Genomic DNA, 18,944 nt, shown 5'->3' on the forward strand with positions numbered 1-18,944 from the left:
ATGAACGAAGCCCGCTTTCTCCAGTTGCGCGAAGCCCTCGGCCAGATCGTCGTCGGCCAGCCGGTGCTCATCCAGCAATTGCTCGTGGCGCTCATCGCCGGTGGCCACGTCATCCTCGAAGGGGTGCCCGGCACTGGCAAGACGCTGCTGGTAAAAGTGCTCGCCCAACTGGTGCGGGCCGATTTTCGCCGCCTTCAGCTCACCCCCGACATCCTGCCCTCGGACATTCTCGGGGTGAATATCTTCGATCTCGAAAGCCGCCGCTTTTTGCTCAAAAAAGGGCCAATCTTTACCCAGATCCTGCTCGCCGACGAGGTGAACCGCACGCCGCCCAAGACCCAGGCAGCACTGTTAGAAGCGATGGAGGAGCAACAGGTCACCCTCGACGGCAACAGCCTGCCCCTGGGCGAGCTATTTTGGGTGATTGCCACCCAGAACTCGCTGGAATTTGAAGGCACCTATCCCCTGCCGGAAGCCCAGCTCGACCGCTTTTTGTTCAAGTTGCTGGTGGGTTATCCCGAGGCGGGGGCCGAAAAGCAGATGCTGCTCAACCGCCAGCGCGGCTTTGAGGCCCGCCGGATCGATCTGGAAAGCCTCCAGCCGCTTGCCACCGTCGAGGACATCCTTGCTGCCCGCACTGGGGCGCGGGCGGTGCGGGTGGCCGAACCGCTGCTCGACTATCTATTGGCCCTCGCTGCCCAGAGCCGCAACCATCCGGATCTCGCCCTCGGCGCGTCCCCCAGGGCAACCGTCGCCTGGCTGGGGTGCGCCCAGGCCCACGCCTGGCTGGCCGGGCGCGAGTACGCCACACCGGACGATGTCAAGGCGGTCGCTCCGCCCCTGTTGCGCCACCGGCTCATCCTCAAACCCGAGGCCCAACTGGACGGCCTGCGACCGGACACGATCATCCAGTCCCTCCTCGATCGGGTGCCGGTGCCCCGATGATCCCGGCAGCGCAGCTTTTCTGGCTTTTAGGAGCGGGTCTCATCCCGGCCCTTCTGCTGGCGGTCAGGGTGGGCCTTGCCCCTGGCCTCCTCTGGCTTGCCGCCTTCGATCTGGCCGTCTTCACGGCCTGCTTCGTCGATCTGGCCCGTTCTCGAAAGCGCCGCGTCCAGGTGGAGCGCTCGGTCGCTCCGCGCCTTTCGATTGGCCGCGACAACCCGGTGCAGCTGTGGATCCAGGCACCCGCCGAGGCTCGGATTCGACTGCGGGACGACCATCCTTTCGATCGCAGCGATCCGCCCCTGGCCCTGGTCCTCGCTGCCGATTCCCGGATCGAAACCGGCTACAGCGTCCGGCCCACCGAGCGCGGCGAATATCGCTGGGGCGATCTGTGGGTGCGCCAGCGCACCCCCTGGGGGCTGCTCTGGGATAGCTGGCGGCTCAGCCTGCCCCAGACGGTCGCCGTCTACCCGGACCTTGAGCAGTTGCGGGCGCTCACCATCCGCCTCACTCAGCGCACCGGCGGTTCGCTCCGCTCTGTCCGCCGCCTGGGCCTTGGCACCGAATTTGCCGAAATCCGCGACTATGTTTCAGGCGACGATCCGCGCCTGATCGACTGGAAGGCGACTGCGAGAATCAACCGGCCCCTGGTGCGCGTTCTGGAACCGGAACAGGAGCAGACCCTCATCGTGCTTCTGGACCGGGGCCGCCTGATGGAAGCGCGACTGGGAGCACTGCGCCGCTTCGATTGGGGGCTGAATGCCGCTCTGGCGCTGGCAGTCGCTGCCCTGGCGCGCGGAGACCGGGTAGGCGTCGGCGTCTTCGACCGGCAGATGCACACCTGGATTGCCCCCGAGCGCGGTCCCGGACAGCTCTCGCGGCTTATTGCCCGCCTCACGCCCGTGCAGCCGGAGCTGATCGAACCTGACTACCTGCAGGCGACTACCGCCGTTATTCGTCAGCAGCCGCGCCGGGCCCTGGTCGTCCTGCTCACCGACCTCGTCGATCTGAGCGCCAGCGCCGAGATGCTGACTGCCCTCGCCCGTTTGCTGCCCCGCTACCTGCCTTTTTGTGTTGCCCTGCGCGATCCGGCCCTCGACCGGCAGGCCGCCGATGCGACTCCAACCGTCGAGGTGGCCTACGCCCGCGCCGTTGCCCTCGATCTCATCGCCCAGCGCTCCACCGCCCTCGCCCGCCTGCGCCGACGCGGCGCTCTGGTGCTCGATGCGCCCGCCGATCGAGTCAGTACGGAACTGGTGGACGCTTATCTCAGCCTCAAGGCGCGGAGCCTGCTTTGAGCGAGGAAACTGACGGCGATCATAGAAGTGCTCCAGATGTGCCCGCTACAATGCGGGCGTCCTGCTCCAGTGGCGGAGCGGACCTGAATTTTTGCGGTCGCTTGAATCCGTTGTTCTTGCTCCTGCGTATGACCAGATGTCCGAAAAGGCGGGCAGTGCGACGAGCGTTGCCACCGGCTCGGACGTTCGATGGCCTCACATTCACTACTGAAGCTGAAGGAGTCTTTATGCGTAAGTTGTGTACGAACCTGCTGGTAGTTGCTACCTTGATTCTGCCGGTCCAGGCCGCTTTTGCTGCCCAGGTGACGCTCGTCGCCCAGACAGGTGACGCCATGAAAGGCGACACCATGAAAAAAGAAGATGCGATGAAGAAAGGCGACGCCATGAAAGGCGAGTCTATGAAGGGCGAGTCCATGAAAAAGAGCGACGCGATGAAGGGAGAATCGATGAAAAAAGGCGACGCGATGAAGGGTGACGCGATGAAGGGCGATGCCATGAAAAAAGAAGATGCGATGAAGGACAAGCCCAAATAATCCTGCGGGAACTCCCCGTGTGCCCTTCGGTTATCCTGCGGAGGGCACTTTTTGGACTTTTGCCTTAGAGGTCGAGATGACGACAAAAGCCCCGTCCCGCAAACCAGCCGTCCCGAAACAGGCGCTCGCCGCCAAGATTTTCCACTGGATCAACCTCGGCAGCCTGCTTGCGATGATGGGCAGTGGCCTGCAGATCTACAACGCCAACCCGGTCTTCGGGGGCCGAGAAGGTTTTCACTTTCCGGACTTTTTGATCGTCGGCGGCTGGCTTGCCGGGGGCAGGCACTGGCACTTTTTCTTTATGTGGCTATTCGGGCTGAACCTGCTCTGGTACGGGATCTATATACTCGTGACTCGGCGCTGGCAGAACCGTTACGTCGGCAAGAACGACCTCGAAGCCCTGCAGAAGGGCAAAAACCCGAAGCGGCGCAACTACGCCCTGCACCGGCTGGTCTACACCAGCATGTTTCCGATTTTGCTGATGGCCCTGTTCACGGGGCTCGGGATGTACAAGCCCGTCCAGTTTGGCTGGATCGTCGAGCTATTCGGTAGCTGGCAGGCGTTGCGCACGGTGCATTTTCTGACCGTACCGCTGGCGCTCGGGCTGATGGCAGTCCACTCCCTTCTGGCTCTGCAGGTCGGGCAGTGGAAGCTGGTGCGTTCGATATTCGCCTGAGAGATTCGCGATGAGTGATTTTATTCGCCTTGGCCGCCGCCAGCTCATCACCGCCGGAGGCATGAGCCTCCTGCTTTCTGCCTGCGGGCGCGGTCCAATCCAGAGTCTGGCTGAGCAAAAGCTCTACGAACTGTCGGACCCCCTCAACCGCAGCTTCGAGCAGTTACTTTTCAGCCCCCAGCGCCTCGCCCCAGAGTTCCGGCGCGATCAGATCGAGCAGGAGGCGCTGCTTATCAATACAGCCGAAGATATTACGCCAAGCATCGACCCGGAGCGCTACCGGTTGAAGGTGGGCGGTCTGGTCAACCGCCCGGCCAGCTTCACCCTGGCAGAACTCAAAAAAATGCCCTACCGCTCCGAGATCGTCCGCCACGTCTGCGTCGAGGGCTGGGCGGCGATCGTGCAGTGGGGCGGGCTGCCCCTGGTCGAACTCCTCAAGGGCGTCGAGCCCAAACCCGAGGCCCGCTACGTCTTTTTGCGCTCGGCGGAGGGTCTGCGCAGCGACTCCGGCCAGCTCTACGGCTTTTATGAGACCTGGGATATGCCCTCCTGCGTTCATCCGCAGACGCTCCTGGCCTACGAAAAGAACTTCAAGCCCCTGCCCGCCGACAACGGCGCACCCATCCGCCTCGCCTCGCCCGTCAAGCTCGGTTACAAGCAGATCAAGTGGGTCACCGACATCATGCTGCTGGCGGCTTTGCCCGAGCAGATAGGCTACTGGGTCGATTTTGGTTACGAGTGGTACGGCGGCCTGTGATCTTGGGCAAGCTGTCCGGTTTCTCAGTGAGCGAAACTGTAAGGCTTTGGGCTGGAGTGTTGAAGCGGATTTTGTGGGTATTGCTAAAGCCGTCCCCACCCCTCCACACCCCCCCTGCCCCCCCTCTCCTCCTCCTGCCCCCCGAATGGGGGGCTGCCCCGCCGGGCAGGGAAGAAGAGGGGGGGTTCACTGTAACTGGGCTGCAGGCGGGATGGGTGAAGTCGGTTTCAGAGTTGTCTTACTCCCTTCTCCCCTTGTGGGAGAGGGGCTGGGGAGTGAGGGGCCAGAGGCTCAAGCCCGTTGCCGTCCGTCCAGAAACTGCAGTTGCCGGTAGAGTACGCCGACGCGCACCATCTCGAAACCGGCGGCGCGGGCGGTGCGCAGGGGAGTGGCGTAGATCGCCTCCAGTTCGAGTTCTCGCCCCTGCTCGTAGTCGAGCTTCATGCTCGTGCGATAGGGCTGCATCCGGCGCGTGTGATCGAGCATCTTGTCGATGAAGTCTTCTGGGATGCGCCGCCCGCAGGCGAGCGCCCCCGCCACGACCTCCTCCATCAGTTCTTTTGCCAGCTCAGCGGTGGCCGGATCGCTCATCAGTTCGTCGGTCTTTGCTTCGAGCAGGACCGACAGACCGTTGAAGGGGATGTTCCAGATCAGTTTGCTCCAGCGCGCCAGTTGCAGATCCTCCGCCAGTTGGACGGGAATGCCCGCCGTCTGCAGGTCCGCCGCCACCGCTGCCATCGGTGCTGTCACCCCCAGGGCTGCCTCGTCGTGGGCATAGGCACCGAGGGTGACGATGCCGTAATCGATGTGCTGCACCAGGCCGGGGCCAATCTTGTTGGCGCAGATAAAAGTAAGGCCGCCCAGAATCGGCGTCTCCTTATCGACGATGGCGGCGACCTGTTGCTCGCTGCCCATGCCGTTTTGCAATAGCACCACTGTTCCGCCCGGCTTGAGTGCTGGCGGCAACAGTTCGGCTAGCAGAGCGTTCTGGGTGGTCTTGAGGGCGACGAGCACCACGTCGCAGGGGGGCATCGCCGTCGCCTGCCGGTACACCCGCACGTCGCTTAGATGAAAGTCGCCCTCGGGCGATTGCACCCGCAGCCCCGCGCGGGCGATCTGCTCGTAGTCGCTGCGCGCCAGAAAATGCACCTCTGCCCCGGCCCGCTGCAGCCGTGCTCCGTAAAAACCCCCTACCGCGCCGGTTCCGAGCACTGCGTAGCGGCGGGACATTGAAGATTGCACGTTCATGGTTTTTGGTTAAGCCCAGCTTTGATCGTAACCACGGTTGCACGGGCTACAGAATAGCCAGCCAATCTCAACAGTAACGGCAGCAGTAAACAGATGCTGTCTACTCAGCTTAGCGTCGTTTAGAACACAGCGATTTTGCAGCGTCCTGGCTACAATTTAGGCGATTTTTTGGGGAGTGGTCATGGCAGTTACGCACAAGAGGCGGTGGTGCCAGCGGCTGTGCTGGAGTTTGGGGCTAGCGGCTGTGCTTGGAGTATGGCCTTCAGCGACGATGGCACAGGTGGTCTTTGAGTTGCCTCTGAATTTTCCTGCTGGCCAGCGTCCCGGTACAGCTGCCGTGGGAGACATAGATGGCGATGGCGACCTCGACACTGTCACCGCTAATTACGGGTCAGACAACGTTTCGGTGCTGTTGAATACTGGAAGCGGTAGTTTTGCTTCTCCAAGAAATTTCCCAGCTGGAGACGGGCCGAGGTCAGTGGCCCTGGGGGATCTAGATGGCGACGGCGACCTCGACATCGTTACTGCCAACGCAACCTCTAAAGATGCGTCGGTGCTACTGAATACCGGCAATGGCAGCTTTGCTCCTGACCGATCCTTCGCAGCTGGGAATAGCCCCTACTCTAAAGCGGTGGCTCTGGGAGATATCGATAGTGACGGTGACCTCGACATTGTCATTGCTGATATAGGTCTGTCCCCCGACTTTTTCAGTACCGTATCAATACTGCTCAACGCTGGTGATGGCAACTTCGCTCCTGCCCAAGCCTTCGCAGTCGGGGAGTTTGCCGTGTCGGTGGCATTGGGGGATCTAGATGGTGACGGCGACCTCGACATCGTTACTGCCAACGAAACCTCTAAAGATGTGTCGGTGCTACTGAATACTGGCAGTGGCAGCTTTGCTCCGGCTCGATCCTTCGCAACTGGGAATAGCCCCTGCTCTGTAGCGCTGGGGGATCTCGACGGCGACGGCGACCTCGACATCGCTATCGGCGGTGCTATAGCAGTGCTGCTCAATACCGGCGACGGTAGTTTTGCATCTCCAGAACTCGTTGGACAATATTTCCAATCGGTAGCTCTCGGTGACATTGACAGTGACGGCGATTTGGACATTGTCGCTGGTAGTAATGGCATCGTGGCGATATTGTCCAATAGCGGAGGTGCCACCTTTACGGCTGCTCACTACTTTCTAGTGGGGTTTACCTCGACCCAAGCGTTGCTGGGAGATCTAGATAAGGACGGTGACCTCGACATCGTTACCGCCAACAGCAGCGCAGACAACGTGACAGTAGTGCTAAATATCGGTGGGGGCGCTTTCGCCGCGCCTCAAAGTCTTCTAGTAGGGGATTATCCTGGATCGGAAGCACTCGGAGATATCGACGGCGATGGTGACCTTGACATCATCACGGCCAATGTCCTGTCAGACAACGTTTCGGTGCTGTTGAATACTGGAAGCGGTAGTTTTGCTTCTCCAAGAAATTTCCCATCTGGAGACGAGCCGAGGTCAGTGGTCCTGGGGGATCTAGATGGCGACAGCGACCTCGACATCGTTACTGTTAGCAATTCCACAGATTCGGGTACAGTGTCGGTGCTGCTCAACAACGGAGATGGCAGCTTTGCGCCCGCCAAGTTCTTTGTGGTCGCAGAGGCGGCTAGTGCAGGTGGGCTGAGTCAGTCTGGTAGTTTGTAGGCAGGATTTCGGTAACCACTCATGCCTGGACCCAAACCACCCGCTCTGGTACTTGCTGAAGATGTCCGCTCAGCTCTGCAGAAATTCTCAACCAAACACAGCACCCCCCAACAGCTAGCCTGGAGAGCCAAACTCATTCTTGGTTGCGCCGACGGCCTCAATAACTCCCAGGTGGCACACGCTCACGACACGGACCCCGATGCCGTGCGCTTTTGGCGCAGCCGCTGGCTGGCTGTTGCGGCCATCCCACTGCCAGATCTCAGCATTGAGGAGCGACTGGCCGATGCCCCCAGAGCAGGCAAGAAGTCTGCTATTAGCCCGGAGCAGTTTTGTCAGATTGTCGCTCTAGCGTGTGAAGCGCCAGAAAAATCAGGCCGCCCGATTACTCAGTGGTCTGGCAGCGAAATCGCCAAAGAAATCGTGGCCCGTGGCATCCTGCCTTCAATTTCGCCGCGTCATGCCTTGCGCCTACTCAAAAAGGGGATCTCCAACCCCACCGCGTCCGGGGCTGGCTCACCGCGCTAAAAGACGAGAACTTTGAACCTAAAGTGCAGCACATCTGCGCACTTTACCAACAGGCACCCGCCCTGCAAGCGGCGGGAGAAGTAGTTTTCAGCAGTGATGAAATGACCGCAGTGCAAGCACTGGAGCGTCTGCATCCAGACAAGCCAATGCGGCCAGGAGCGCCTGAGAAGCAGGAGTTTGAGTACATTCGTCACGGCACGCTGTCTCTGATTATTCATCGGGAGGTGGCCAGTGGCCAACTTGTCGCGCCGTTTGCCGCTCCCACCCGTGCAGAAGAAGACTTCGCTCTTTCTTTGGTGCTGGCGATGGGCACCCGTCCTGAGGCTGTGCGCTGGCACTTTGTGGTGGACAATCTCAACATTCATCAGTCTGAGTTGCTGGTGCGGTTAGTCGCTGCTGTGGAGGGTAGCTCTGAGAAGTTGGGGCGCAAAGGCAAAAGCGGCATCCTCAAGTCGATGGCCAGCCGACAGGCATACCTGAGCGATCCGAAGCACCGAGTTGTTTTGCACTACACACCCAAACATGCCTCCTGGCTCAATCAAGTCGAGATGTGGCTATCGATCTTGGCACGCAAAGTGCTCAGGCGTAGCTCGTTCCGCTCAGTTGAGGAGTTGCGCGAGCGGGTGTGGGCCTTTATTGAGTATTACAACCTGGAATGGGCGAAGCCGTTCAAGTGGACCTACCAGGGCAAGCCTTTGCAGGTATGAACTACCAGCTCTTTTCAGCCCATCTGCACTAGTGCGACCGCCCTGGGAGACATCGACGGCGACGGCGATCTCGACATCGTCACCAGCATCGAAAGCTCAGACCCCAATGCCAATCTATCGGTACTGCTCAACGCTGGTAATGGCAACTTCCTCTCGGCTCCAGCGCTCTCGACTGGACTGCCGGTTGGTACCCTTGCCCTCGGTGACATCGATGGTGACGGTGATCTAGATATCGTCGGTAACAATGGTGGCCTCTATCCTAGCTATGCTGGCACAGTAGCTGTGCTGCGCAACGCTGGTGGCGGCAATTTTGCTCCTGCCCAGTTCCTGGCGGTTGGCAAGCTCCCGGTAGGAGTAGCCCTGGGAGATCTCGATCGGGACGGTGATCTCGACATCGTTACAGCTAACTATTCTTCCGCTGATGTGTCTGTGCTTTTCAACACCGGTAGCGGCAGCTTTGCTCCCGCCCAGGCCACTACTGCCAACGCCTCTCCTCTTGCGCTGCGTCTAGGAGATCTAGACGGTGATGGCGACCTTGATATTGCCACCGCTAACGGTTTTACTTGCACAGTATCGGTGTTGTCGAACACTGGTAGCGGCAGCTTTATTAGCCCTGCCCAGAGCTTCCCAGCAGGGGATTTTGTCACTGCAGTCGCCCTGGGGGATCTCGACGGCGACGGCGACCTCGACCTTGCCAGCACCGACAGATTCTCCAATAGCGTGACGGTGCTGCGCAACATTACCCAGGCTCCAGCTCCTCCTACCATCACTGCCCTTACTCCCCGCTTCGGCGCGGTGGGCAGCGAGGTGACAATCACCGGTACTGGCTTCAGCAGTACTACTGCTGTCACCTTCCGCCTCGGCTTTCCTAAAAAGCGGGTAGCAGCCCAGTTCACCGTGATCTCGGACACCGAGATTCGGGCGGTGGTGCCGCAGGGTGCGAAAAAGCTGGGCCGCATCGCAGTAGAGACACCGGCAGGCGAAGCCGTTAGCCCCGTAGTCTTCTTCGTGACGGCGCAGCAGCAAGCCGGTGCGCCCCTCGTTCCGCAAGCCCGCTGAATCCTGGCTTCCAGTCAGGGAGCGGCAGCCGCTGGTTTTGCCACGGCAGCGGCGTTGGGGCTGACGACGACGGTGGTGAACTGTTTGATGGGCAGCAATCGCTCGGCGACTCGGCGCACGTCGGCGGGCCGGATATTTTCGAGGGTGCGCACGTAGGTGCTCGGGTAGTCCCGGCCCAGGTTGTAGAGGGATTCTTCTAATAGCAGGTTGGCCACCCCGGCGTTGTCGGTGAGGGTGAGGGGAAAGCGGTCGATGAGCGAGCGGCGCGAACGATCCAGCTCCGCCTGGGTGGGTCCGGTGGTGCGAAAGCGCTCCAGCTCCGCACCCACGGCGGCAAGGGCCGGTTCGACGCCGGTGGGGCTTGTCTGGAGGCTGATCGTGAAGGGACCAGCCAGAAAACCGGGCGAGTAGCGCGAGTAGATGCCGTAGGTGAGGCCCAGTTGATCGCGCACGCGCACCCCCAGGCGGCTTGATAGGGTGTTGCCGCCCAGGATGTCGTTCATCACGAGGGCCGTGTAGTAGTCCGGGTCGGTGCGGGTGAGGCCGATGCCACCGACGATCACCTGGGCCTCACTTTTGCCGGGCATGACGACTGCCTCGCGCCGGGCGACGGGAGGGACCGCCGCCGCTTCGAGGGTACCCGGTGGAGTGTCGGAGCGCCAGTCGCCAAAGAGCGCTTTTATCCGCGCTATCACCTGCTCCGGATCGACGTCGCCCACGACGGTGAGGATCAAGTCCTGGGGCCGGTAGTAGCGCTGCTGAAAGGCGATCAACTCGGCGCGGGTGATCGCTTTTAACGACTCCTCGCTCACCAGTTCGTGAAAGGGGTGGCCCGCCGGATAGAGGGTGCTGTAGAACGTCCGCTGGGCGACGGTGGCAGGATTGTCGAGGGCGCTGGCAAGGCCGGTAAGAAACTGGCCGCGCACCCGTTCGAGTTCTTTGTCAGGAAAGCTCGGGTTGCGCAGCATATCGGCGCTCAGCGTCAGCAGCAGATCGAGGTCTTCGCTGAGGGCCGCTCCCTCGAAGACGGCGTTTTCGCGTCGGGCCTGAAAGCCCAACTGGATGCCCTGGTCCTCGATCAACCGGGCCAGTTCCTCGCCGGTGCGGGTGCGGGTGCCCTCGTCGAGGAGCGCGGCGACGAAGCTGGCGGTGCCTGTGCGGCCCGGCGGGTCAAAGGCGGAACCTGCCAGAAAGCGACCGAGCACCGTCACGGTCGGGGCGCTGCGGTTGGTGAGCACCTGGAGGCGAATGCCGTTGGGCAGGGTCGCTTCGACCGGTCTGGGCTCGCGGATCCGGCTGGATTTGCCGAGGGTGGGCAGATACCGGCTCAGCGTGTCGTAGTTCACCGGCTGACCACTCGCGAAGGATTCGGCCTTCTCCGGAGCGCTCGGGGCGGCGGCGGTCGCTTCGCTCGGAATGAAGACGCCCACGGTGCGGTTGGTGGGCCGGAAGTACGTTTCGAGCACCCGCTGAATATCCTTTGAATCGACCCGCTGCAGTTGGGCCAGGTAGGTATCGAGCTTGCGGTAATCGCCGTAGGTGGTCTGGAAGGAACCGAGCAGGTTGGCCTGGGCCTCGATCGAGTCTTTGCCCAAAAGCAGGCTGACGCGCACCTGTTCGCGGGCACGGGCCAGCTCCTCGGCGGTGACGCCTTCGGTGCGCACGCGGGCCAGCTCCGCGTCGAGGGCCGCCAGTACGGTGTCGGGATCCTTGCGCGGGGTAATGCTGAAGCTGTACCAGCCCGGATCGATCTGGGTGGACTGGCTACCGCCGGCAGCGGCGGCGAGGCCGGTCTCGATCAGGCTTTTGAAGAGGCGGCTGCTGCGACCGCTGGTGAGGATCGTATCGAGCACATCGATGGCGGCGACATCGGGGCTGTTGGCGGCGGGGGTGTGATAGAGCACCTGCAGGGCGGGCACCCTTCCGGGCTGACGCAGCTCGACTCGTTGCTCGCCCGTCTGGGTGGGCTCGATCGGCGGACGGTCGGCTTTGAGGTTGGCGATCGGTTTGAGGGTTCCAAAGTAGCGGCGGACTTTGCTGAGCAACTTGTCGGTGTCGAAGTCGCCCACGACGATGAGCGTGGCGTTGTTGGGACCGTAGTGGGCGCGGTAAAAATCGCGCACCTCGGCCACGCCCAACGCTTCGACATCCTTGCGCTCGCCAATCGGCGTGTAGTGGTAAGGGTGGCGGCTGAAGGCTCTGGCTAGAACCCTCTCGTTCAGCACCGAGCGGGGATTGTTGCGCTTGCCGTCCAGCTCCGAGAGGACGACGGTTTTTTCGCTTTTGAGGGAGGCCCCATCGATCACTGCCCCGGTCATCCGGTCAGCTTCTAACTGCAGCAGGGCGTCGAGCTTGTCCGAACCTGCAGTCGCGTAGTAGGCGGTCTGATCAAAGCTGGTAAAGGCATTGGCGTCAGCTCCCAGAGCGTTGTAGAGCTGGCCGAACTGTACGGGCCGGGCGCGGGTGCCCTTGAACATCAGGTGTTCGAGCTGGTGGGCGATTCCGGTTTTGCCGGAGGTCTCCTCCCGCGAGCCGACGCCGTACCAGACCTGGACCGTCACCGCCGGGCTGGTGTGAATTTCTTTGCTGAGTATCCGCAGGCCGTTGGGCAGGAGCGTCTCGCGCACCTCGGCTGCCAGCAGGGGCGTGGCAAGCCAGAGCAGTAGCACCGGAGCCGCCCACAGCCAGTTTGTTCTTTGCATGTCACAGTATGCCGCTAAACCCTACACTAGGATGACCCAAACGGTGGTGAAGTTCCCTGCCTGCAATGAATATGCGTTCTATTTCCTGGCTTGCGCTTTTCTTCTTACTCACTCCGGCGGCTGTCCTGGCCCAGTTCCCCGAGCGGCCCCTTCTGATCGCCCAGGACGATCAAAAGCGCTTTGAGGCCCAGCAGCTTTTTAATCGGGCCAACGACAAGAGCAGCGCAGGCGATTTTGCCGGGGCGATCAACGATTACAACCGGGCGATTCGCCTTTATCCCGGCTATTACCAGGCTTTTGGCGGTCGGGCAGAGGCGAGGCGCAAATCCGGCGACCTGCAGGGGGCGATCGCCGACTACCAGCAGATGGTCCGCATCTTTCCGAACGATGTCGGGGTCTACCACAACCTGGGCAAGCTCTACTTTCAGTTGCAGGACTATCCCCAGGTGGTCGTCTATACGACCGAGGCGCTCAACCGCAACGGTGACCTTAAAGACGTTCACCAACTGCGGGCAAATGCGCTCATCCGCCAGGGCGACTTTGGCCGCGCCCTCGAAGACTTCGACGCGATTTTGGGGGTGCGGGCACCGGATGTAGTCAATCCCGACAATCCCGAGGTGTCCACCTTCAGCCCCGACGACGCACCGGTGCTTGCCCGGCGGGCATTACTCTATCAGCGGCTGGGCAGATACACCGAAGCGCTCGCCGACTACAACGCCGCCCTCCGGCTCGATCCGAAGTTGAGCTACGCCTACGGCTGGCGGGCCAGCCTGCGCTCGGTGCAAGGATCCAATCTTTCGACCCTCGACGACTGCGACGCAGCGATCAAGGCGAATGCCGCTACGGCGCTCATCTACTACATCCAGGGCAACGCCCGCTTCAATCTGGGCCAGAAGGCTCTGGCCACCGCCGCCTACGAACAGGCCGTCGCTCTGCCCTTCGGCAGCGATGCGATCCCGGCAGAAGATCTTGACTACAAGGCCCGCGCCGATGCCCGCTTCAACCAGAAACAACTGCCAGAGTCTCTCGCCGACTACGATCAGGCGCTGCGCTTCAATCCGAACTACGCCGAGGCGTACTTCAAACGGGGCAGTCTGAAGCTGGAACTGGCGGACCGGACCGGAGCGCTGGCGGACTTGCAAAAAGCCCAACAGCTCTTTGCCGGGCGGGGCGACAAGTTCAACGCCGACCGCGCCCAGGCGCTGGTAGCCAAACTCCAGACTTAAGGAGGCTCCAGCTTCTGCGATTCGGGGGCATACTGGCTTAGATAGCGCGCACGGAAGCGTCGTTCATGGGTTACATCTATCCCAGCGATCTCGCCGCCTTTGTCTTTGAAATTTGGCAGCGCACGCCCGGCGAGATCGAGGGCCACTGGTTAAACCAGCCCGCTTACCAGTTACCCTCTCTGGCGACGCTCGAAGAGTTGCTGTCCACCTGCTTTCAGGCAAGTCTGCTGGTCGAGGAGCAGCGCCCGGTCACCTTCCGGCTACTGTTTGGCGAACCGGAAGTGTTCGAGCCGCAGGCGGGACCGCCTATGGGTCTGTTGCGCCTGCTCTTCGATGTACCGCAACCATTTAGCGCCCACGATCTGCGCCGCCTCTCCCCCGCCGTCCGCTTCGAGCGCTCGCTCATCGGGGTGCGCCTCAACGACGAAGGAGAGCTGGAGATCTGGGGGATCATCCACTCCGGGCCGCGCTGGCTAAGGCTGTTGCGCGGTGGCCGGGGCACCAGCCCCCCCTTGCCGCCGTTTCTGGTTATCTGTGCCAGTGGCCGGGGCCGCCTCGAGGTCTGCAAGGGCACCACGGCCCTTGCCCAATTGAGCGAGGGACAGCTGTATTCTCAGTCGCTCAACGTCTTTGAATCCCACTGGCTACCGGCCAGTTTTGCCACCGTGCGCGCCGAACTGGCGGAGTTGCACGCCCAGTCCCGGCGGCAGGAGGGTACCGATTGGGCGGCCCTCGATCCGTATTTTGTCAAGCGTCTGGCCCAGAACATCGTCAAGCGGGTGATCGCGACGATCCGGGGTGCCCACCACGGCGGCACCGTCGTCTTCGTCGATCCGCAGCGCACGGAGCTACTCACAGAAAAAAATCCGTATATCACCTTCAAGTACCGCTTCAGGGCGGAGGAGGCGAGGGCGCGCTTCCGGACGTTGCTGGTCAAAAGCATGAACACGCTGGCGGCGATCGAGAGCGGCAGCCAGAGGCCGGTGGGCTGGAAAGATTACGAGTGCAGCAACGACGAGATGCTTCTCACGCTCGACGAGGCGATCTTCGAGCTGGCCCATCTTGTCGCGACCCTCGCCTCCGTCGATGGGGCGGTGGTGATGACCAAGCGCTTCGAGATTCTTGGTTTTGGCGGTTTTATCGGCTGCGAGAATGCCGAGGTGCCGGTGGTCGCCCGCGCCCTCGATCTTGAAGGCGAACAGGTGTGCTTTGAATCGACCGCCAGTGTCGGCACCCGCCACCGCTCCGCCTATCGTCTGTGCCAGCAGTGGCACGATGCCGTCGCGGTGGTTGTCTCTCAAGACGATGGGGTGCGCTTTTTGCACTGGAAGGACGGTTTTGTCACCAGCTGGAATCAGCAGACGCTGCTCAACGCGATGGATTTTTAGTCGCATCCCGCCACTGACCCTGCAGGTGCAGTGCGGGCCTGCTCGCTCTCGCTATTGAAAGGTAAAGGGCAGGTGGGCGAGAGATTTGATTTCTACCGGCAGACCGGCCACGAGCAGATAGACCCGCTCGGCCCGCTCGGCGATGCTCTGGTGCAGGCGTCCGAGCACGTCGCGGTAGAGGCGTCCGAGGGGATAGGGCGGCACGACGCCCATACCGACCTCGTTGCTCACGATGAGCAGGTGGGTGTGGGCAGCGGCAGAAGCGTCGATCAGGCTTTCGACTTCCCGCAGCAGGGCAGCCTCGTCCGCCTCGCTCCAGCGGATGTTCTCAAAGTCGCCTCCGGCAAGAAGCCAGTTTGCCACCAGCACACTCAGGCAATCGAGGAGGATCACCGGGGCCAACGGTTCTTCAGTCACCGAACAAAGCAGGCGCGGGCACTCGATCGTCTGCCAGTGGGCGGGCCGCTCGGCCTGGTGGCGCTCGATGCGGCTTATCATCTCCGGGTCGCTGGGCTGGGCGGTGGCAATGTAGAGAACTGGCTCCGTCCCGGCGTAGTGGCTCGCGAGGCGTTCGGCAAAGCGGCTCTTGCCGCTACGCGCTCCACCGAGAATCAAGATCAAAGCCGGGTTCAAGGTGCCGGCTCCGCATATCTGGGTAAAAAAGAGGGGCTAGTGGCAGTCGGCGGCATAGGTTCTCCAGATGGGAGGCGCTGGAATTCTCCTTGGGTGGACCTCGAAGAAACGTCGCCGACCTCAGCGGCTGGGGGTGCGCAGGGTGAGAAAGTCGCGCACGTAAGGCTCCACCGGGTGCTCTACCAGTTCAGCGAGAGCACCGCGCTGGACAATCTGTCCGGCGCGCATCAGCACGATACAGTCGCCAAAGTAGGCGGCCTCCGTCATATCGTGGGTGACGATCACCACCGTCTTTTTTAGGTGGTCGAAGATCGCCTTGAGTTGCACCTGCAACTCGCTGCGGGTGATCGGGTCGAGGGCTCCGAGGGGCTCATCGAGCAGCACGATCTTCGGATCGTTCATCAGTGCCCGCATCAGGCCGATGCGCTGGCGCTGACCGCCGGAGAGTTCCCTTGGAAAGCGATCGAGGCTGGTCGCCGGAATCTGGACTAGGTCCGCCAATTCCTGCACCCGTCTTTCGATCGCTCCTTTCGGGTGGTTGAGATAGCGCGGCAGCAGGGCAACGTTGTCGCGGGCACTCAGGTGCGGAAACAGGCCGCCGTCTTGAATGACGTAGCCCAGTTTCTGGCGCAACTCGCCGCCATTTTGGGCCGTCAGTCGCACACCACCCAGGCTCACGCTGCCGGTATCGGGGACGATGAGACCGGCGATGATCCGGATCAAAGTCGATTTGCCGCAGCCGCTCGGCCCGATAAGCACAGTCGTGCTGGCCGGATCGCAGGTGAGATCGCTCGGATACAGGGCAACGGTGTCGCCGTAGCGCCGGGAGACGTTTTGAAGGGCAATCGTCGCCGGGGGGGCCGCCGCCTCGGTATCCATCGCCTACCAGCCCCAACTGCCGGGACCGCCCTTGAAAGGACCGACGATATCGCCTGTGATCCAGCCGCCGTAGAAGCCCCCCGGCTGGGGTTGGACTTTTTCGTCGTCCACGTAGCAGGCGTCCATCCGGCTTGCATAAAAGGCGAGGTAGCTCCTGATCGCTTCAAAGCCAGGACTGGGCTGTTCGTAGCTCCAGGCTGCATCCGGGGCGGTACGCTCCCCCACCTGCACTGTCCAGTAGCGGGCGTTGCCCTTGAATTCGCAGAAGGAACTGCGAGCGGTCGCAATCAAAAATTCAAGGCGAAGGTCGGCGGGCGGCAGGTAGTACACCGGTGGATGGCTCGTCTCCAGAACCCGGAAGCCATGCCGGGTGTCAGCGATCGTCTCGCCACCAAAGAGCACCCGCAGGCGCTTCGCCACCGGCTCCAATCTGGGCGGTCGCGGGTAGTCCCAGACGGACTCCTGACCCGGCTGAGGCTCGACGCGCTGACCAGGTATCATTCTCCCTCCCACCAAGACTCGCGGCCCCCATTGTATCCAGGACGGCGGACGGCCTTGACGGGCAACCCTCAACCTATTATTATCCATAATGGATACATCCGGATTGGATGTGAATGCCTGAAATCGGCTCCAGCTATTGCCTGTGAAGATACAGGCTTCAACTATTATTCGTCAGCTGGGAGGTATTATTTGCGTTTCTTAGTCCGGCTATGCAGCTGGCCTTGTGCCGGTATTCCAAACTTGTTTTACACCTTCGCTCGCCGCACTAGAATGAAAAACAACGGTCACACGCACCCTCAGTAGAGCCAACGCTGGATACAGATCTGACGGGGAACATAATTTCAGTTCCGATTGTCGTCGTTCGTGCGTATCTACCAGGCACCTTCTACAACTCGCAGTTTTGCTAACAGAAACTCACAAACTCTAATCCAGATAAGCACATCTGATCCCCCGATAGGCGTATCTAAGTATTAATGTTCCTGGGCTGGCCCAGTCTGCAGGCAGTGTCCACAGGAGAGGCGCAGAATGATGAGCGGCAAGCGCGATACGGCCCGGCCTGAAGACCGCCTCAGAGTGGTAAACGCTCCGCGCACGGAGGCGGCTGGTTGCTGGTTATCCGTAGATGCGATCCGGCCCTGCGACAGCCAGCCCCGGCGCTTCTTCGATCCCACTGCTCAGCAGGAATTGATCGAGTCCGTGCGCCTGCATGGCATTCTGCAACCGCTTCTGGTCCGGCCCGTCGATGGGGGGCAGTACGAACTGGTCGCCGGTGAGCGCCGCTACCGGGCTGCCCGCACCGTCGGCCTTGAGAAAGTGCCGGTGCTGATTCGGCAGCTGAGCAATGCGGAGGCAATCGAATCGGCGCTCATCGAAAATCTGCAGCGGGAGGAACTCAATCCTCTCGAAGAGACCGAGGGCATCTTGCAACTGCTGGCCCTCAAGCTCGGCCAGTCCGAGGAGCAGATCGTCTCGCTACTGTACCGGATTCAGAACACGGCACGCCTCAAGGGTACCGATAACGTTATGGGTAGCGCTGAGGCTACCGCCGTACAGGCACTGTTTGCCAGCCTCGGCAAGATGACCTGCGACTCGTTTATCAACAACCGCCTGCCCCTGCGCAACCTGCCTGCCGATCTGTTTCGGGCGGTACGGCAGGGCAAGCTCGCCTACACGAAGGCGCGCCTGCTGGCCCAAATCAAGGACCGCCCCCGGCGCGAGCGGCTGCTCGATCAGACCCTGCGCGAGGATCTGAGCCTGAGCCAGCTACGGCAACTGGTGCGCCTCGCCTGCGCCCAACCCGAGCCTGAGCCTTTATTCAAGCGCCTGGCAGCGGTCTACCGCCGGGTCAAAAAGATCGACTGGCAAGATCCCGCCAAGCGCGCCCGCTTCGAGCAACTGCTCGGCGAGTTGGACGCGCTGGTAAGCAACGAGTAAGTTCGATTCGCTCTAATCGCAGTTTCTGTGCCCTTGCACCGATGCCGTTTTGGCGCAGGGGAGCTGTTTTTTTCAAGTTTGGGTCTTATGCGCCGTTTTTTTGGGCTGCTGCGATCGTCTGTTTGTCGCATCTGAGCGGCAGTTACAAACAGCGCTCAACAGTGACGAACGGCGTTTATCTCGACCTATGTGATCAAAAATAAAGAAGCAGACCTGCAATCCCATGTTGGTTTTTGTACAAAAACGGCTCGTCCTGGCAAGTAAAAACTTTTTAAATATAGACCGGTATATCTGATCTATTTACTTGTAGAGAACGTAAAAACCCCTGAAAAAGAAAAAGGGCGGACAAACATTGCTGCCGCCTCAGGGATTTCCACTTGTGGTGCTCTTATGATAGCACGTATCTAATTCGGTGCAATTGGTGAATCAGTAAAAGCAGGTCAAAAGAAGCTCATTCCCTGCAACAATTTCTCGATGTAAGTGCTCAGTCGAGGCAATAAGCCGTTCAAAATTATGAAACCAGGAAAAATTGCTATGCGCTAAAAAGCTTGCTCTACAAGCATTTTAGCTTAATAGCCTATTGATACTGTGCTCCGTATCCTCACAAATTCTCAATTGCTCCAACCCGCAGCTATTGTTGCCGCGAAATCCAATGTTGCTCAAAGCACTTCAGGATTTTTCTGCAAAATCCCTCTGAGTTCTGTTGACAGAATTATCCTGGTCTTTGATAAGTGACGTTCGTGTAGCTA

The 18,944-nt window shown here is 60.8% G+C and carries 17 protein-coding genes and 1 pseudogene; 13 read left to right on the forward strand and 5 right to left on the reverse strand.

Annotated elements, in window-relative coordinates; all coding sequences use genetic code 11:
- From GKIL_RS08060 to GKIL_RS08080, 5 genes are all read left to right on the forward strand, one after another.
- The gene (locus GKIL_RS08060; RefSeq protein ID WP_023173022.1) at positions 1 to 945 is read left to right on the forward strand and encodes an AAA family ATPase; all 945 of its coding nucleotides are present in this window, start codon (positions 1 to 3) and stop codon (positions 943 to 945) included.
- Positions 942 to 2,240, forward strand: coding sequence for a DUF58 domain-containing protein (locus GKIL_RS08065; RefSeq protein WP_023173023.1), 1,299 nt, complete (start codon positions 942 to 944; stop codon positions 2,238 to 2,240). Before GKIL_RS08060 ends, GKIL_RS08065 begins: the two co-directional genes overlap by 4 nt.
- Before the next feature lie 227 nt (positions 2,241 to 2,467).
- Positions 2,468 to 2,773, forward strand: coding sequence for a pentapeptide MXKDX repeat protein (locus tag GKIL_RS08070; RefSeq protein ID WP_023173024.1), 306 nt, complete (start codon positions 2,468 to 2,470; stop codon positions 2,771 to 2,773).
- Between the two features lie 76 nt (positions 2,774 to 2,849).
- A complete protein-coding gene (locus GKIL_RS08075) occupies positions 2,850 to 3,449 on the forward strand; it encodes a cytochrome b/b6 domain-containing protein (protein WP_023173025.1) in 600 nt (199 codons plus the stop codon).
- Between the two features lie 10 nt (positions 3,450 to 3,459).
- Positions 3,460 to 4,206, forward strand: coding sequence for a molybdopterin-dependent oxidoreductase (locus tag GKIL_RS08080; protein WP_023173026.1), 747 nt, complete (start codon positions 3,460 to 3,462; stop codon positions 4,204 to 4,206).
- A gap of 291 nt (positions 4,207 to 4,497) precedes the next feature.
- Here GKIL_RS08080 and GKIL_RS08085 read toward each other — a convergent pair whose 3' ends face one another.
- Positions 4,498 to 5,454 carry a putative 2-dehydropantoate 2-reductase gene (locus tag GKIL_RS08085; protein ID WP_081705199.1) on the reverse strand — a complete coding sequence of 319 codons (957 nt, stop codon included), beginning with the start codon at positions 5,452 to 5,454 and terminating at the stop codon, positions 4,498 to 4,500.
- Between the two features lie 271 nt (positions 5,455 to 5,725).
- Between GKIL_RS08085 and GKIL_RS08090 the strand changes: the two genes are divergently transcribed.
- The 5 genes and pseudogenes from GKIL_RS08090 (at position 5,726) to GKIL_RS22505 (ending at position 9,432) form a co-directional block, all read left to right on the forward strand.
- Positions 5,726 to 7,141 (forward strand): FG-GAP repeat domain-containing protein, encoded by a 1,416-nt coding sequence (locus tag GKIL_RS08090; protein ID WP_071824799.1) that lies wholly within the window; start codon positions 5,726 to 5,728, stop codon positions 7,139 to 7,141.
- Positions 7,142 to 7,162: 21 nt separating this feature from the next.
- Positions 7,163 to 7,666, forward strand: coding sequence for a helix-turn-helix domain-containing protein (locus GKIL_RS08095; RefSeq protein WP_023173029.1), 504 nt, complete (start codon positions 7,163 to 7,165; stop codon positions 7,664 to 7,666).
- Positions 7,667 to 7,689: 23 nt separating this feature from the next.
- Positions 7,690 to 8,373: a transposase gene (locus GKIL_RS08100; RefSeq protein ID WP_223173775.1), complete on the forward strand. Its 684-nt coding sequence runs from the start codon at positions 7,690 to 7,692 to the stop codon at positions 8,371 to 8,373.
- A gap of 87 nt (positions 8,374 to 8,460) precedes the next feature.
- Positions 8,461 to 8,550: pseudogene (locus tag GKIL_RS25885) on the forward strand (hypothetical protein); the annotation flags it as partial.
- A 105-nt stretch (positions 8,551 to 8,655) separates the two neighbouring features.
- Positions 8,656 to 9,432, forward strand: coding sequence for an FG-GAP-like repeat-containing protein (locus GKIL_RS22505; RefSeq protein WP_023173031.1), 777 nt, complete (start codon positions 8,656 to 8,658; stop codon positions 9,430 to 9,432).
- Between the two features lie 14 nt (positions 9,433 to 9,446).
- On the opposite strand, the gene GKIL_RS08110 is transcribed toward GKIL_RS22505, so the two are convergent.
- Entirely contained in the window at positions 9,447 to 12,134 is a 2,688-nt protein-coding gene (locus tag GKIL_RS08110) for a M16 family metallopeptidase (protein WP_023173032.1), read from the reverse strand.
- 71 nt (positions 12,135 to 12,205) lie between these two features.
- Here GKIL_RS08110 and GKIL_RS08115 point away from each other — a divergent pair, with 71 nt between their 5' ends.
- Positions 12,206 to 13,360, forward strand: coding sequence for a tetratricopeptide repeat protein (locus tag GKIL_RS08115; protein ID WP_041243812.1), 1,155 nt, complete (start codon positions 12,206 to 12,208; stop codon positions 13,358 to 13,360).
- A 65-nt stretch (positions 13,361 to 13,425) separates the two neighbouring features.
- The gene (locus GKIL_RS08120) at positions 13,426 to 14,748 is read left to right on the forward strand and encodes a putative sensor domain DACNV-containing protein (protein ID WP_023173034.1); all 1,323 of its coding nucleotides are present in this window, start codon (positions 13,426 to 13,428) and stop codon (positions 14,746 to 14,748) included.
- Positions 14,749 to 14,799: 51 nt separating this feature from the next.
- On the opposite strand, the gene cobU is transcribed toward GKIL_RS08120, so the two are convergent.
- From cobU to GKIL_RS08135, 3 genes are all read right to left on the reverse strand, one after another.
- Positions 14,800 to 15,381 carry a bifunctional adenosylcobinamide kinase/adenosylcobinamide-phosphate guanylyltransferase gene (gene cobU / locus GKIL_RS08125; protein WP_023173035.1) on the reverse strand — a complete coding sequence of 194 codons (582 nt, stop codon included), beginning with the start codon at positions 15,379 to 15,381 and terminating at the stop codon, positions 14,800 to 14,802.
- 120 nt (positions 15,382 to 15,501) lie between these two features.
- Entirely contained in the window at positions 15,502 to 16,260 is a 759-nt protein-coding gene (locus GKIL_RS08130; protein ID WP_023173036.1) for an ATP-binding cassette domain-containing protein, read from the reverse strand.
- Between the two features lie 3 nt (positions 16,261 to 16,263).
- Positions 16,264 to 16,761 carry a DUF427 domain-containing protein gene (locus tag GKIL_RS08135; protein ID WP_023173037.1) on the reverse strand — a complete coding sequence of 166 codons (498 nt, stop codon included), beginning with the start codon at positions 16,759 to 16,761 and terminating at the stop codon, positions 16,264 to 16,266.
- A 525-nt stretch (positions 16,762 to 17,286) separates the two neighbouring features.
- On the opposite strand from GKIL_RS08135, the gene GKIL_RS08140 reads away from it, so the two are divergent.
- A complete protein-coding gene (locus GKIL_RS08140; RefSeq protein WP_023173038.1) occupies positions 17,287 to 18,195 on the forward strand; it encodes a ParB/RepB/Spo0J family partition protein in 909 nt (302 codons plus the stop codon).
- Positions 18,196 to 18,944: the final 749 nt, after the last annotated feature.

The organism is Gloeobacter kilaueensis JS1 (genome assembly GCF_000484535.1).
Classification (GTDB): Bacteria; Cyanobacteriota; Cyanobacteriia; order Gloeobacterales; family Gloeobacteraceae; genus Gloeobacter; species Gloeobacter kilaueensis.

Bases quoted from the DNA above. Each gene is read 5' to 3' on its own strand.
- GKIL_RS08080 (WP_023173026.1), top strand. From the start codon at position 3,460: ATGAGTGATTTTATTCGCCTTGGCCGCCGCCAGCTCATCACCGCCGGA.
- GKIL_RS08070 (WP_023173024.1), top strand. From the start codon at position 2,468: ATGCGTAAGTTGTGTACGAACCTGCTGGTAGTTGCTACCTTGATTCTG.
- GKIL_RS08130 (WP_023173036.1), bottom strand. From the start codon at position 16,260: ATGGATACCGAGGCGGCGGCCCCCCCGGCGACGATTGCCCTTCAAAAC.
- GKIL_RS08065 (WP_023173023.1), top strand. From the start codon at position 942: ATGATCCCGGCAGCGCAGCTTTTCTGGCTTTTAGGAGCGGGTCTCATC.
- GKIL_RS08140 (WP_023173038.1), top strand. From the start codon at position 17,287: ATGATGAGCGGCAAGCGCGATACGGCCCGGCCTGAAGACCGCCTCAGA.
- GKIL_RS08135 (WP_023173037.1), bottom strand. From the start codon at position 16,761: ATGATACCTGGTCAGCGCGTCGAGCCTCAGCCGGGTCAGGAGTCCGTC.
- GKIL_RS08095 (WP_023173029.1), top strand. From the start codon at position 7,163: ATGCCTGGACCCAAACCACCCGCTCTGGTACTTGCTGAAGATGTCCGC.
- GKIL_RS08085 (WP_081705199.1), bottom strand. From the start codon at position 5,454: ATGAACGTGCAATCTTCAATGTCCCGCCGCTACGCAGTGCTCGGAACC.
- GKIL_RS08060 (WP_023173022.1), top strand. From the start codon at position 1: ATGAACGAAGCCCGCTTTCTCCAGTTGCGCGAAGCCCTCGGCCAGATC.
- GKIL_RS08110 (WP_023173032.1), bottom strand. From the start codon at position 12,134: ATGCAAAGAACAAACTGGCTGTGGGCGGCTCCGGTGCTACTGCTCTGG.
- GKIL_RS08115 (WP_041243812.1), top strand. From the start codon at position 12,206: ATGCGTTCTATTTCCTGGCTTGCGCTTTTCTTCTTACTCACTCCGGCG.
- GKIL_RS08090 (WP_071824799.1), top strand. From the start codon at position 5,726: ATGGCACAGGTGGTCTTTGAGTTGCCTCTGAATTTTCCTGCTGGCCAG.
- GKIL_RS08075 (WP_023173025.1), top strand. From the start codon at position 2,850: ATGACGACAAAAGCCCCGTCCCGCAAACCAGCCGTCCCGAAACAGGCG.
- GKIL_RS08120 (WP_023173034.1), top strand. From the start codon at position 13,426: ATGGGTTACATCTATCCCAGCGATCTCGCCGCCTTTGTCTTTGAAATT.